Origin of the sequence: Reyranella sp. (genome assembly GCF_044224635.1) — a bacterium.
Lineage (GTDB): Bacteria > Pseudomonadota > Alphaproteobacteria > Reyranellales > Reyranellaceae > Reyranella.
The window spans coordinates 80,175-94,298 of the sequence record NZ_JBGAKA010000027.1; the positions used below are offsets into that span (position 1 = coordinate 80,175).

12 protein-coding genes are annotated in these 14,124 nt (G+C 66.7%); 8 read left to right on the forward strand and 4 right to left on the reverse strand.

What is annotated here, in order from left to right; translation table 11 throughout:
- Positions 1–43: 43 nt before the first annotated feature.
- Complete coding sequence (locus ACILR9_RS22440; RefSeq protein ID WP_395712182.1) at positions 44–1,978, forward strand: sensor histidine kinase; 1,935 nt, start codon at positions 44–46, stop codon at positions 1,976–1,978.
- Between the two features lie 263 nt (positions 1,979–2,241).
- On the opposite strand, the gene dctP is transcribed toward ACILR9_RS22440, so the two are convergent.
- A complete protein-coding gene (gene dctP, locus ACILR9_RS22445) occupies positions 2,242–3,291 on the reverse strand; it encodes a TRAP transporter substrate-binding protein DctP (RefSeq protein WP_395712183.1) in 1,050 nt (349 codons plus the stop codon).
- Positions 3,292–3,451: 160 nt separating this feature from the next.
- Between dctP and ACILR9_RS22450 the strand changes: the two genes are divergently transcribed.
- The 3 genes from ACILR9_RS22450 to ACILR9_RS22460 are packed head-to-tail and all read left to right on the forward strand — an operon-like array spanning position 3,452 to position 5,961.
- Positions 3,452–4,438 (forward strand): Bug family tripartite tricarboxylate transporter substrate binding protein, encoded by a 987-nt coding sequence (locus ACILR9_RS22450; protein WP_395712184.1) that lies wholly within the window; start codon positions 3,452–3,454, stop codon positions 4,436–4,438.
- Between the two features lie 3 nt (positions 4,439–4,441).
- Positions 4,442–5,419 (forward strand): Bug family tripartite tricarboxylate transporter substrate binding protein, encoded by a 978-nt coding sequence (locus ACILR9_RS22455; protein ID WP_395712185.1) that lies wholly within the window; start codon positions 4,442–4,444, stop codon positions 5,417–5,419.
- A gap of 38 nt (positions 5,420–5,457) precedes the next feature.
- Complete coding sequence (locus tag ACILR9_RS22460) at positions 5,458–5,961, forward strand: flavin reductase family protein (RefSeq protein ID WP_395712186.1); 504 nt, start codon at positions 5,458–5,460, stop codon at positions 5,959–5,961.
- Between the two features lie 86 nt (positions 5,962–6,047).
- Here the strand turns inward: ACILR9_RS22460 and ACILR9_RS22465 are convergent, their stop codons facing one another.
- The 3 genes from ACILR9_RS22465 to ACILR9_RS22475 form a co-directional block, all read right to left on the reverse strand.
- Complete coding sequence (locus tag ACILR9_RS22465) at positions 6,048–6,797, reverse strand: SDR family NAD(P)-dependent oxidoreductase (RefSeq protein WP_395712187.1); 750 nt, start codon at positions 6,795–6,797, stop codon at positions 6,048–6,050.
- On the reverse strand, positions 6,797–8,005 hold the full coding sequence (locus ACILR9_RS22470) for a CaiB/BaiF CoA transferase family protein (RefSeq protein ID WP_395712188.1): 1,209 nt from the start codon (positions 8,003–8,005) through the stop codon (positions 6,797–6,799). The genes ACILR9_RS22465 and ACILR9_RS22470 overlap by 1 nt, the downstream gene beginning before the upstream one ends.
- Positions 8,006–8,151: 146 nt before the next feature.
- Positions 8,152–8,940 (reverse strand): enoyl-CoA hydratase, encoded by a 789-nt coding sequence (locus ACILR9_RS22475; RefSeq protein ID WP_395712189.1) that lies wholly within the window; start codon positions 8,938–8,940, stop codon positions 8,152–8,154.
- A 78-nt stretch (positions 8,941–9,018) separates the two neighbouring features.
- Between ACILR9_RS22475 and ACILR9_RS22480 the strand changes: the two genes are divergently transcribed.
- The 4 genes from ACILR9_RS22480 (at position 9,019) to ACILR9_RS22495 (ending at position 14,071) form a co-directional block, all read left to right on the forward strand.
- On the forward strand, positions 9,019–10,086 hold the full coding sequence (locus ACILR9_RS22480; protein ID WP_395712190.1) for an ABC transporter ATP-binding protein: 1,068 nt from the start codon (positions 9,019–9,021) through the stop codon (positions 10,084–10,086).
- A gap of 1 nt (position 10,087) precedes the next feature.
- The gene (locus ACILR9_RS22485) at positions 10,088–11,149 is read left to right on the forward strand and encodes an extracellular solute-binding protein (RefSeq protein ID WP_395712191.1); all 1,062 of its coding nucleotides are present in this window, start codon (positions 10,088–10,090) and stop codon (positions 11,147–11,149) included.
- 2 nt (positions 11,150–11,151) lie between these two features.
- A complete protein-coding gene (locus ACILR9_RS22490; RefSeq protein WP_395712192.1) occupies positions 11,152–12,192 on the forward strand; it encodes an ABC transporter substrate-binding protein in 1,041 nt (346 codons plus the stop codon).
- A 196-nt stretch (positions 12,193–12,388) separates the two neighbouring features.
- Positions 12,389–14,071 carry an ABC transporter permease gene (locus tag ACILR9_RS22495; protein ID WP_395712193.1) on the forward strand — a complete coding sequence of 561 codons (1,683 nt, stop codon included), beginning with the start codon at positions 12,389–12,391 and terminating at the stop codon, positions 14,069–14,071.
- The last annotated feature ends 53 nt before the right edge of the window (positions 14,072–14,124 follow it).

Consider the following 14,124-nt stretch of genomic DNA (forward strand, 5'->3'; position numbering starts at 1 on the left):
CGTCGTCCTTGCCCTGGTCGTTGCTTCGCCGTTGCTGTTGCTCGTGAGCGTCCTGCTCTACCGGTCGGTGGCGCTGGAGCAGGAGCAGGTCGAGCAGCGCATCGGCCAGGTTCTGGAGGACCTGATCGGTGATGTCGACCGCGACATGGAGCGGCGCATTGCCGTACTGGAGACGCTGTCCACGTCGCCCCTGCTGGAAGCCGAGGATTGGCCGGCTTTTTACGCCCAGGCCAAGGACGCCTTGCGCGGCCGTGCCTACCTGGTGCTGGTCGATGCCGAGGGCCGCCAGATCTTGAACACCTATGTGCCTTACGGCGAGGCGCCAAGACTGACCGGCGATCCGGCGACGGTGCAGGCGATGCGTCAGGCCCGCCGCCCGATCGTATCCGATCTGTTCACCAGTTTGGTGGTGAAGCAGCCGGTCTACAACGTTTCCATCCCCGTGATGCGAGGCAAGGAGTTGCGCTTCGTGATGAGCCTCGGCTTGTTGCCCGAGGACCTTCGCGCCCTCCTGCTGAGCCAGGGCCTGCCGTCGGAATGGTCGGCCGCGATCTTGGACACCAAGGGGATCACCATGGCGAACACGCACGACCAGGCGAGGTTGTTGGGCACGGCCGCTCCGTCCCGTCTGGTCTACCAGCCTTCAGGTGCGGTGATGCGGACCACGAACATCGACGGCGAGGAGGCCTTGATCGCTGTCGGTCGCAGCCGGCTGTCCGGCTGGACCATGGCCGTGACCTTCCCGGCGGCGCAGCTCGATCGTGAGTTGAGGAACTCCTTGGTGCTCTGGGGCGCCACCATTCTGCTCGTCGGTGGCCTAGTCGGCGTCCTTGCCTTCCTGTTCGGCAGGGCGCTCACCCAGCCGCTCGCGGCAGCCACCGCTGCGGCCCGCGCACTCGGCCGGGGCGAACCCTTCGACATTCGCCAGTCGACAATTCGGGAGGTCAACGCCGTGGGTGCCGCGCTCAAGCGGGCCCGGCGCGATATCGACCAGGGCTCGGCGGAGCTGCGCAAGAGCGAGGAGCACCTCCGCGCCGCCGCGGAAGCCGCCCAGTTCGGTACCCACGAGTACGATGTCGTCAACGATCGCACCATGCGATCGTCGCAGTTCCTGGCGATCCTCGGCGCCGATCCTGCGGATGCCACGGCGACGTTCGAAACCGGCCTTGATTTCGTTCATCCCGACGATCGTGAATCGACCAGGGGACGCAAGCGACAGATCCTGGATGGCGCCGGTGGCCGCTATGAGCTCGAATACCGCCTCCGTCGTCGCGACGGGCGAGTGCGTTGGGTCATGGATCGCGGCCGGGTGATCCGGGACGACGCCGGCAAGGCGCTGCGCGTGATCGGCGTCGTCCTGGACATCACCGACAAGAAGGAAGCCGAGCAGCGCCAGTTTCTCCTGTTCGACGAATTGAATCATCGCGTGAAGAACACGCTGTCGATCGTCCAGGCGCTCGCCCAGCAGACTCTGCGGACGAAGCCCGATCCTGAGCAGTTCGCCGACGCCTTCACCGACCGGCTGGATTCCCTGGCGCGCGCGCACAGCCTGCTGACCAACGATTCGTGGCGCGGCGCTAGCCTGTACGACATCGTCACGACCGCGCTCGCCGCCTTCGTCGACGAAGGCATCCCGATCGACATCAGCGGCGGTCCGGTGCTGGTCCCGGCCAACACGACGATTACCCTCAGCCTGATGCTGCACGAACTCGCCACCAATGCTGCGAAGTACGGCGCCCTGTCGACGTCAGGAGGAAGGCTGTCGATCGGCTGGAACGTCGTCCCCTCCGGGTCGAGCATCGGGATCGACTTGCACTGGCGGGAAGAAGGCGGGCCGCCTGTCGCGCTGCCAAAGAGCCGTGGTTTCGGCTCGCGCCTGCTCGCCACCAGCGCCCAGCAGATGGGCGCGCTGCTCGAGGTCGAGTACATGGCGCCGGGCTTCCGTTGCAGCCTTCGCTTCACCGTGCCTGGCGGCTGAAAGGGGCGCACTCTTTGCCGGAGCGCGCCGCTGGCAAAAAACAAGCTCTTCCGCTGGGACCGCGCCACTCCGATGGCGCTCATATGATGTGTGATCGACAGGATGAGTGCCGTCGGAGTGGCGCGGCCCCAGCACATGATCCTTCTATCGGCGAAGACCTCGACGACGCATCTCATGTTCCTCTCCCCCTATCGGGGGAGGAACATGATGTGAGATGAGCCGACACCTCCCCAGCGGAGCTGAGGAGGGCGTGATGCGACCGCCTACGACCTCGGCGCGCTGCCGGCCTGGGTCAGCAGGTAGTTCAGCAGTTCCTTGGCCGGGATGCCTTGGGCGTCGCGCTCCTTGATCCATTCGTTCCACACCGGTTCGCCGCCGGCCTTGCGGAAGGCTGCGATCTCGTCGGGCGTGAACTTGATGAATTCGAGCTTCTTCTTGAAAAGCGGGATGTTCTTGTCGTCGGCAGCGCGGTAGGCGGCCTTGGCCGCATTGTGCGCGATCGGCTGCGCCTCGATCATCAGATCCTTGTATTGCTGCGGCAGGGCCGCCCAGCGCTCGGTATGGATCAGGGTCGGGCAGGCGACATTGCCGAGGTTCATGTTCTCCGTGTACCACTTGCCGACTTCGTAGGTGCGGTAGGACTGGTGTGCGTACGTGGTCGGGAAGGCGGCGGCATCCACCGTGCCGCGCTCGAGCGAGGTATAGACCTCGGTGGCGTCGACCGAGGTCGGCACGGCCCCGAGTTTGGTCATGGCCGCGCCGATGCCCGCCAGCGCGCGTACGCGCATGCCCTTGAAGTCCTCGATCTTCTTCGGCGGCTTGCCGCGGCCGACGAACTCGTTGGTCGGCAGGATCGCCGTGAGGTACGGGATGGCGTTCCAGCCGGCGAACTCCTTGGCGATGACCGGATGCTTGTAGAACGCCAGATGCACCTTCTCCTGCGCGTCGAGGTCGGCGATCGGCAGGAACGGGAGGTCGAGCGCCGAGAAGGCCGGCAGCTTCTCGGGGTGATAGGAGGCGCAGATGTTGGTCATCTCCAGGCTGCCGACCTTCAGGAGATCGAGCAGCTCCTTGGGCTGGCCAAAGCTCTCGTAGCCGATCTGGATCTTGAACTTGCCGCCGGTTCGCTCATCGAGAAATTTGCGCAGTGTCTCGACGTTCGCGGTTCCCGCGCGCGGCTTGCCCCACGCTGCGAGCTTCCATCTCACCTCCGGCCCGTCGACGATCTTCGCCTGGGCAAACGCAACACTCGACCACGCGACAACGCCTGTGGCCATCGCGAGCGCGATGGCCATGCCTCTGCAACGACGCATGATTGCCTCCTGAGCTTTCCTCCCGAACACACCTTTTCGATCGGCCGTCTGCGGGCCGATGGAGCGACAATACCGCGTCACGCGGGATGAGGAGAAGGAGAACGTGGCGGTGCCGCGACCCCTCGACTAGACTGACGGGACAGGGAGCGCGCCAGCCGCCATGACCGACCTCCGACGACGCTCGACGCTCGCGGGACTGCTCGCGCTGGCTGGCGCCACCGCCATTCGCGACGAGGCATGCGCCGCCGACTGGCCGGACCGCCCGATCACCCTGATCGTGCCGTTCCCGGCCGGCGGCGGATCCGACCTGTTCGCCCGCCCGATCGCTGCCCGGATGGCGACGGCGCTCAGCCAGACGATCGTGGTCGACAACCGCAGCGGCGCCGGCGGGACGATCGGCACGGCAGTCGCCGCCCGCGCGGTGCCGGATGGCTACACGCTGCTGCTAGGCGACACGGGGCTGGTCTATGCACCGACGATCTATCAGAAACCCGGCTTCGACTTCGGCCGTGATTTCGCTCCCTTGAGCGCGCTCGCGCGTGTCCCTTACGTCCTGGTGGTGAACCCGGCCAGACTCGACGTCTCCACCCTTGCCGAATTCATCGTCGCCGCCAGGAAGGCTCCCGGCGGGATCGATATCGGTTCGGCGGGCGTCGGCACCCTCACGCATCTCGCGATCGGTCTGTTCGAGGAACGGACGGGCGTGCGTCTCAATCACGTTCCCTATCGGGGCGGCGCGCCGATGCTGCAGGATCTGCTGGCCGGCCAGATTTCCGCCGCATTCGTGCTGTCTGGCGTCGTGGCGCCGCACGTCGCCGACGGCAAGCTGCGCGGGCTGGCCATTGCCAATCGCCGGCGCGAGCCGATTCTCGCCAACGTTCCCACAATGCATGAGGCGGGGGTCAAGGAGTTGCGTACCGCCATCTGGTTCGGCCTGTTCGCGCCGGCCGCCACGCCCGGCCCAATCCTCGATCGCCTGCATGGCGCGGCGCAGAACGCCTTGCGCGATCCCGAGATCCGACGCCTGTGGGCGGAGCAGGGGGCCCGCGTCGAGCTCGAGAGCCGCGCCGAGTTCGCCTCCTTCGTCGCCCGTGAATCCGAACGTTGGAACCGGGTCGCCAAGGCGGCGAACGTTCGCCTGGAGTAGCCGATGAAACTCTATCGCCGTGCCGCCCTGGGCGGACTCGTGCTGTCAGTTGCCGCTGTCCCGTTGCGTGCCGCCGACGATTGGCGGCCGTCGCGGTCGATGACCTGGATCGTGCCGTTCCCGCCGGGCGGATCGAACGACATTTTTGCCCGCCCGGTCGCCGCCCAGGTCGGCCAAGCCCTGGGTCAGGCCGTGGTCGTGGACAATCGCGCCGGTGCCGGCGGCACGCTGGGCGGCATGATCGCAGCGCGCGCGGCGCCCGACGGCTGTACCTTGCTGGTCGGCAACACTGGCCTCACCTTCGCCCGAATCGTCTACGACGAGGGCGGCTTCGACCTCTCGCGCGACTTCGCCCCGGTGAGCCTGCTGGCCCGCGTGCCGGTCGCGCTGGTGGTCAATCCGACGACCGTGCAGGCCAGAGACCTCTCAGGCTTCCTGGCGGCGGCGCGCAAGGCGGCGGGAAGCGTCACGATCGGGTCGTCGGGTCTCGGCACCATTCCGCACCTCGCCATCGAGCTGCTGCAGCAGCGCACCGGCATCAGGTTCACGCACGTGCCCTATCGCGGCGGCGGCCAGGCGCTGCAGGACGTGGTGTCGGGCACCATCGATGCCTTGATCACGCCGCTCAGCACGGTGGTGTCGTATGTCCAGTCGGGACGCTTGCGCGCGCTCGCCGTCGCTTCGACCAATCGGCAGCGCATCCTGCCCGAGCTCCCGACCTTCGCCGAGGCCGGCCTTGCCGATTTCCGCGTCAGCAGCTGGTACGGCCTGTTCGCCCCCAAGGCGACGCCTGTCGTGCCCCTCGACACCTTGCACGTTGCCGTGCAGAGCGCGCTCGCGTCAGCCGAAGTCGAGCGCATCTGGGCCGAGCAGGGCGCACGCGTCGACCTGGTGAGCCGGCTGGCTTTCACCGCTTTCGTCGAGAGCGAAACTGAGCGTTGGAGCGCGCTTGCCAAGACCATCGGCATTCCGAAGGATTAGGCGGCACTGCCGGGTTTGATCAGTCGAGGAGGAAGCAGATGAACGCCGATGCGAAGAAAACCGTCCTGCGCATGATCCCCTATGGGATCTACGTGCTGACGGCCGATGACGGCAAAGGCAACGTGTCGGCGGCGACCGTCAACTGGGTGACGCAAAGCGCCTTCGCGCCGCCGCTGGTCGTTGTCGGGGTGAAGACTGATTCGGGAACCTATCAGACGATCAAGGCGGCCGGCACCTTCGCGCTCAACATGCTGGGCAAGGACCATAAGGGGCTGGCCTTCACCTTCTTCAAGCCGGGGGTGCTGGCGGACGGCAAGCTGAGCGGCCAGACCTTCCGCAAGGGCTCGACCGGCGCGCCCATCCTCGATGTCGCGCCGGGCGCCGTCGAATGCCGCGTCACTTCGATCGTCGAGCAGGGCGACCACCACGTTGTGGTCGGCGAGGTCGTCGAGGCGCATCTGCACACGCCGCCGACCGGCCGCGCCGACGCCGCCATCCTCGAGATGAAGGATCTCGGCGACAACGTGTTTTATGGCGGGTGAAGGATGAGGAAAGGTCCTCGCTAAGCTCGGGCTGACAGTATTGGTGTCATCCCGAGCGCAGCGAGGATCTTTATCTTTGTGTTCTCTCACGTCTCCGCGCCGCCGTTGACCTGGATCATCTGGCCGTTGATGTAGGCGCCCGCCTCGGAGGCGAGCAGGCGGGCGGTGGCGGCGACCTCGATCGGCGTGCCCATGCGGCCGACCGGCACCCGACCCACCGTCTGCTGGCGCTGGGCCGAGGAGTATTCCTTCTGGTTGGCGTCGTCGGCGGCGATCGGGCCGGGCGAGATCGCGTTGACGGTGATGCCGTTGGCGCCGAACTCCTTGGCCAGTGATTTGGTGAGCCCCCACACGCCGTGCTTGGCGACCGACACCGAGGCGCGTCCGCCGTGGCCCGCCATGGCGTTCATGCCGGTGAAGTTGATGACGCGGCCCCAACCTTTCTCGAGCATGCCGGGCAGGCAGGCGCGCGCGAGCCAGACCGCGGCGTCGAGGTCGACCGCCATGACGCGCCGCCATTCGTCCTCGCTGGCCTCGAGGAACGGCTTGCCCGGACGCACGGCAGCGTTGTTGATCAGCACGTCGACCGCGCCGAACTCGGCGATCGCCGCATCGGCGATGCGCTTGCAATCCTCGGCCTTGCCGACGTCGCCCATGACGACCAGGGTGCGCGCGCCGAGCCTGGCGGCCTCGGCCGCGACCTTCTCGGCGGCGGCGCGGTCGCTCGAGCCGTTGATCGCGACATCGAAGCCGTCCTCCGCCAGGCCGAGGGCGCAGGCGCGGCCGATGTTGCGTCCGGCACCGGTGATCAGGGCGGCCCGTCTCGCCTGTGCCATCAGATCACCCCGCCTGATTTGAGCTGGTCGATCGCCTTGCGATCGTAACCCAGGCTCGCCAGCACTTCCTCGGTGTGCTCGCCCAGGTCGGGTGTCGGCCGCAGCTCGGCCGGCTGGGGATTGTCGGACATGTTGATCGGCTGGCCGACCACCTTGATGTCGCCGAGCTTGGGATGCTTGACCGGCCGGGCGATGCCGAGATGCTTGACCTGCGGCTCGGCGAAGGTCTGGTCGATGGAGTTGATCGGCCCGCACGGCACGCCGGCCTTGTTGAGCGCGGCGATCCAGTGCGCGCTGGTGTTGGTGCGCGTGATAGCGGCGAGGCGCTCGTTCACAGCCTTGCGATTCTGCGAGCGCAGTGCCCCCGTCAGATGCTCGGGATGATCGATCAGCTGGGGCGCGCCCAGCGCCTGCGCGCAGCGCTTCCACAAATTCTGGCCCGAGGCGGCGATGTTGATGTGGCCGTCGCTGGTCGGGAACACGCCGGTCGGGATACCGGTCGGATGGTCGTTACCGGCCTGCTTCGGAACTTCGCCCTTGATCAGCCAGCGCGAGGCCTGGAAGTCGAGCATGAAGATCTGAGCCTCGATCAGCGAGGTGTGTACCCACTGGCCCTTGCCGGTGCGCTCGCGGTTGTAGAGCGCCAGGATGATCGCCTGGGCGAGCAGCAATCCCGACGTGAGATCGGCGATCGGGATGCCGACCCGCATCGGCCCGCGGCCCGGCTCGCCGGTGATCGACATCAGGCCGCCCATGCCCTGGGCGATCTGGTCGACGCCGGGGCGCGCCGCATCGGGGCCGCTCTGGCCGAAGCCCGCGATCGAGCCGTAGACGATGCGCGGATTGATCTTTGCCACCGTGTCGTAGTCGACCTTGAGGCGATGCTTCACGTCGGAACGGTAGTTCTCGACAATGACGTCGGCCTTCTCGGCGAGCTTCATGAAGATCGCGTGGCCTTCCGGACTCTTCAGGTTGAGCGTCATCGCCTTCTTGTTGCGATGCAGGTTCTGGAAGTCGAAGCCGTGGCGCGTACCGCCCGTGGCGTCGGTGCCTTCGCTGGCAGGCGCCTCGATCTTGATGACATGGGCGCCCCAGTCGGCGAGCTGGCGCACCGCGGTCGGGCCGGCGCGATGCGCCGTGAGGTCGAGCACGGAGATGTGTGAAAGCGGCAGGTTGGTCATGGTGTTTCCTCTGGTGTCCAAATCCATGTTCTCCTCCCCAGCTTCGCTGGGGAGGTGTCGGCGTCTTCGCCGACGGAGGGGTCATGAGGCATGGCCTCGCTGCCTTTGTGACTCATGACCCCTCCGCCCCGTATGACGGAGCACCTCCCCAGCGAAGCTGGGGAGGAAAGCGATCATCGTCCCTGGAAGGCGGGCTTCCTCTTTTCCATGAAGGCGCGGCGGCCTTCCTTGTAGTCCTCGCTGTCGAAACAGGCCTGGGCGAGCTTCTCGAGCCGCGCATGGTCCTGTTGCGATTCCGGCTTGGCGATCTCGCGCGCCGCGGCCTTGGCGAGGCCGATGGTGAGCGGCGCATTCTGGGCGATCGCCGAGGTGATGCCGTCGACCATGGCGTCGAGACCGTCGGCGGGCGCGACGCCGTGCACCAGCCCCATGTCGAGCGCTTCCTGCGCCGAGTACTGCTTGGCCGTGAACAGGAACTCCATGGCGCGCGGCAGGCCGACGATGCGCGACAGTCGTTCGATGCGCAGGAAACCGTAGCCGAGGCCGAGCCGGGCGGCCGGCACGCCGAAGCGCGCACCATCGTTGCAGTAGCGCAGGTCGCAGCAGGCCGCGAGGTTCATGCCGCCACCGATGCAATAGCCGGTGATCCTGGCGATGGTCGGCTTGGAGAATTCGTAGAGTGCTTCGTACCCGCGCCTGGAGATGGTCTCGTAGCGCGCCTGCGCCTCGGCATTGGCGCGCTCGCTCTCGAACTTGGAGATGTCGGCGCCCGAGACGAAGGCCTTGCCGCCGGCGCCGCTCACCACCACGCAGCGGATGGTCGGATCCTTCTCGTAATCGTCGAGAACGCCGACGAAGCTGTCCCACATGTCGAGCGACACGGCGTTGAGCTTGGCCGGGTTATTGAAGACGACGTGGCCTACGGCGCCCTCGCGCCGGCCATAGATTTTCTGTTCCTGCATGCTGCCGACCTTTCCGAAACGGCCGGCAATATAGCGCGCACACCGCCTTTGCCATAAGGTGGTCGGCAGGGAGGATTTGTGGCCTCAGTCGAGCTGAAGGGCCTCGGCAAGCGCTACGGCGAGGCCGTCGCGGTCGATGGCGTGTCGCTGCACATCGAGCACGGCAAGCTGGTCTGTCTGCTGGGCCCGTCGGGCTGCGGCAAGACGACCACTTTGCGCTTGGTCGCTGGGTTCATCGAACCTTCGGCAGGCGAAATCGTTGTCGGCGGCAAGGTACTCTCCTCGCCGGCCCGTACAGTGCCGCCGGAAAACCGCAACATGTCGATGATCTTCCAGAGCTACGCGCTGTGGCCGCACATGACCGTCGCGGAGAATGTTGCCTACGGCCTCAAGATTCGCCGGCTCGACAAGGCCACCATCGACGCCAAGCTCGCCGCCATCCTCTCGACGGCGCGGCTGGAGGCCCTGGCCGACCGCTATCCCGCAGAGCTGTCCGGCGGCCAGCAGCAGCGCGTGTCGCTGGCGCGGGCCCTGGTGATCGAGCCCGAGACGCTGCTGCTCGACGAGCCGCTCAGCAACCTTGATGCCAATCTGCGCGAGGAGATGCGTTTCGAGATCCGCCGCCTGCATGATCGCTATCGCTACACCACGATCTACGTGACCCACGACCAGGCCGAGGCGATGACCACCGCCGACCTGATCGCCGTGATGAACCAGGGCCGGGTGGAGCAACTCGGCCCGCCGGAGGAGATCTATGGCCAGCCGCGCTCGGAGTTCGTGGCCCGCTTCATCGGCGGCGCCAACATCCTGCGCGGCACGGCGGTCGATGAGGCGCGCGTCTCGATTGCCGGCGCGGCCCTGCGCACGACCGGACGCACGCTGCGCGCCGGTAGTCCTGTCGCCCTCTCGGTGCGCCAGCACGAGATCGCCATCACGGCTGAATTGGCGCCGCCTGCGGGCGACAATTGCTTGCCGGGCGTGATCATACGGCAGGTCTTTCTCGGTGCCGCACGCGACTACATGGTGGCGCTCGACGACAAGACCGAATTGCGCGTGACGGCGCCGCCAGGCCGCAACATCGCGACCGGCGCGCGGGTCTGGCTGCACCTGCCTGCGGAACAGGTCATGGCATTGGCGGAGGCGTGACATGGCGAGACACCTCACTCGGCGCGAAGCGGTCTTGGGTGGCACGGCCTTGGCGGGCACCTTTTCAGTCGTGACGTCGCCCAGGGCGGCGCCCGAGGCGCAGAAGATCACGCCTGATCTGCTCGAGGCGGCGAGGAAGGAGGGCAAGCTCGCGTGGTACACTTCGGTCGACCTGCCGGTCGCCGAGAAGATCGCGAAGGCTTTCGAGGCGGCCTACCCTGGCATTGCCGTGAAGGTTGAACGGTCCGGCGCCGAACGCATCTTCCAGCGCATCGGCCAGGAGTATCAAAGCAAGATCTACGTCTGCGATGTCGTGAACAGCTCCGACGCCGCCCATCTCATCATCTGGAAGCGGGCCTCGATGCTGGCGTCCTTTCTGCCCGAGGAAGTGGCGCAGCATTATCCCAAGGAGCACTGGGATCCCGACGGGATGTATGCTTCGTGGCGCATCACCCTGGCGCCGGTTGCCTACAACACCAATCTGGTGAAGCCGGAAGAGGCGCCGAAGGGCTTCGTGGACCTGCTCGACGCCAAGTGGACAGGCAAGATCGTCAAGGCGCATCCGGGCTACTCCGGCACCATCATGACGGCGACGCAGCAGCTTTCGCGCGATCTCGGGTGGGGCTATTTCGAGAAGCTCGCCAGGCAGAAGGTCATGCAGGTCCAGTCGGCGGCCGATCCGCCGAAGAAGCTGGCGCAGGGCGAACGCGCCGTGATGGCCGACGGCACGGAGTACATGGTCAACCTGCTGCGGGCGCGCAACGAGCCGATCGAGGAGGTCTACGCCGTCGAAGGCACGCCGCTGATCACCGGCCCGTCGGCGATCATGGCGCGTGCCGCCAATCCCAGCGCCGCCCGCCTGTTCTACGCCTGGTCGATGACGGCCGAGGCGCAGCAGCTCAACATCGATGTCGGCGCCCTGCGCTCGGCCCATCCGCTGGTCAGGGACCGCGCCGATCGCAGGAAGCTCTCCGACATAAAACTCCTGCGCGAGGATGCGGCGGCAGTCGCCGACCAGGCCGAGGACATCAAGGCGCGTTACACCAAACTGTTCAAGGTATGACCATGCAGCGGCGAACGATCCTGAAGGCAGCAGCGCTTCTCCCCCTGGGCGCTCGCGTCGTGTCGGCGGCGCCGCCGCCCGAGGCGATCACGCCGGCGCTGATCGAGGCGGCGAAGAAGGAGGGCAAGGTCTCCTATTACACGGCGATGGACCTCAGCGTCGCCGAGCCGCTGGCCAAGGCCTTCGAGGCGAAGTTCGGCGGCATCAAGGTCGCCGTCGAGCGGACCGGCGCGGAGCGGCTGTTCAATCGCCTGGCCCAGGAGGCCGCGAGCAACATCCGCCGTGCCGACGTGGTCAACAGCTCCGATGCGGCGCACTTCATCACCTGGAAGCGCGAGGGCTGGCTCGCGCCCTACGTCACGGTCGACATCGCCGAGAACGTCCCGGCCGACCAGCGCGACCCGGATGGCACCTTCGTGAACCAGCGCACGCACCTCTCGCCGATCGCCTACAACAGCAGCCTGGTGAAACCCGAGGATACGCCCAGGAGCTTCGCCGACCTGCTCGATCCGAAATATGCCGGCAAGCTGGTCAAGGGCCATCCCGGCTATTCCGGCACCATCATGACGGCGACGCACCAGATCGCGCGCGAGATCGGCTGGGGCTATTTCGAGAAACTCGCCAAGCAGCGGGTGCTGCAGGTCCAGTCGGCTACCGAGCCGCCGAAGAAGATCGAAGCCGGCGAGCGCGCCATTGCCGTCGACGGCAGCGACTACCTGTTCTGGATGGCCAGGGAGCGCGGCGCACCGATCGAGATCGTGCAGCCCGCGGAGGGCACGCCGCAGATCTCCAATCCGATGACCGTGTTCAAGGCGGCGCCCAATCCCAATGCGGCACGGCTGATGTTCGCCTGGATCATGTCGGCGGAAGGCCAGGCCTTCATCGTCAATCTGAGCGGCCAGTATCCCGCCAACAGGCAAGTCCGGGCAAAGGCCGGCCGCCCGCCGCTCGCCAGCATCAAGACCCTGCGCGAAGATCCTGCCGAGGTCGAGAAGATGGCCGACGAGATCAAGGCCAAATACCAGCGGACTTTCAAGGTATGAGTCATTGGCTGGGTAGGAGACCAGCAGTCATTCTCCTCCCCCAGCTTCGCTGGGGAGGTGTCGCCGTCTTCGGCGACGGAGGGGTCATGAGCCCCAGGCTCAATCCTCTCCCATGACTCATGACCCCTCCGTTCGCGAAGACGCGGACACCTCCCCAACAAAGTTGGGGAGGACCATGATTGTCGAGAATCGCAGAGTGCGTCTCCCAGACCTCTCCCGCCCCACCCTGATCGCCGTCACCGCCCTGCTGGCGGTCATGATAATCCTGCCGATGGGCTGGCTGGTGGCCTACAGCCTGAGCGACAAGGCGGGCCATCCGACCGTGGCGAACTTCGTCGCCCTGTTCACCGATCCGAGCTTCGTCGATCCGTTGATCACGACCCTGATCATCGCCTTCTCGGTGAGCACGCTCTGCTGCCTGGTCGCGGCGCCGCTCGGCTGGCTGGTGGCGCGCAGCGACATGCCGATCCGGCGCACCGTGCGCACCCTGGTGATGGCCTCGTTGGTCACGCCACCGTTCGTCGGCGCCATCGCCTGGGAGATGCTGGCCGCGCCCAACTCGGGCCTTCTCAACCAGCTGTGGCGCAGCCTCACCGGCATGCCGTCCGACGAGGCGCTGGTCGACATCTACAATCTGCCCGGCCTCATCTTCGTCATCACCTGCTACACCTTTCCCTACGTCTTCATCCTGGTCGCCAATGCGCTCGACCGCATGCCGGGCGAGCTCGAGGATGCATCGTCGATGCTGGGCGCCGGGACGTGGCAGACGGCGCGCAGCATCACGGTGCCACTCGCCTTGCCGACGCTGCTGGCGGGCGCGCTCGTGGCATTCCTGCAGGCGCTGAACCTGTTCGGCTCGCCGGCGATCCTGGCGATCCCCGCAGGGTTCCACACGCTGACGACACGCATCTGGAGCCTGTTCCAGTTTCCACCCAAGCCCGAGCTCGCGGCGGCCGCCTCGCTGCCGCTGCTCGTGCTCACCATCGCCCTGTTGCGGGTCCAGTCGCTCGCCCTGGGGCGACGCGGCTACGCGGTGCTCGGCGGCAAGTACGGCCAGCCGCGGCTGGTGCGGCTGGGCCGGTGGCGCTGGCCCGCCGCGGCGCTGGCGCTCGTGGCGCTCGCCATGCCGCTCTTTCTGCCCTATGCGGCGCTGTTCAATTCCGCCTTCTCGCGCGTCGCCTCCAGGCTCGTGACCCTGGAGACGATGACACTGCATAACGTGCGCTTCGCCTTCCTCGAGCTCAGCTCGACCATGCCGGCGCTCAAGAATACATTCCTGCTGGCGACCGCATCGGCGACGCTCGGAGCCCTGCTGGCGCTGCTGATCGCCTACATCGTCGCGCGCCGCGCCATACCCGGCCATCGCGTGCTGTCGTTCCTCGCCACCGCGCCGCTGGCCATTCCCGGCATCGTGCTGGGCGTCGGACTGTTCCTCGCCTACACGCGGCCGCCGCTGACGCTCTACGGCACGCTGTGGATCCTGCTGATCGCCTTCGTCACCATCGAGCTGCCGGTAGCCTACCAGCAGCTCTCCTCGGCCTTCCATGCGGTGCACAGCGAGCTCGAGGAGGCCGGACGCATGCTTGGTGCCACGCGGCTGCGCACCCTGGCCGACATCACCGCGCCCCTGCTACGCTCGGCCGTGATCGCGACTTGGTGCTTCGTGTTCGTGGCCGTGATTCGAGAATTGTCGGCGGCGGTAATCCTGTTCACCTCGGAAACCAAGGTCCTGTCGGTCCTGATCTTCGACCTCAAGGAAAGCGGCGACGTCGGCGCCATCGCCGTCCTGAGCCTGGTCATGATCGCCATCACGACGGTGGTGATCGTCCTCGCCAACCGGCTCGGCGGCAGTCGCTTGCAGACCCGGATGGCGGGGTGAGGGCTTTCTCATCCTCTCCAGCTTTGCTGCGGAGACCCTCAGCACGCCGGCGC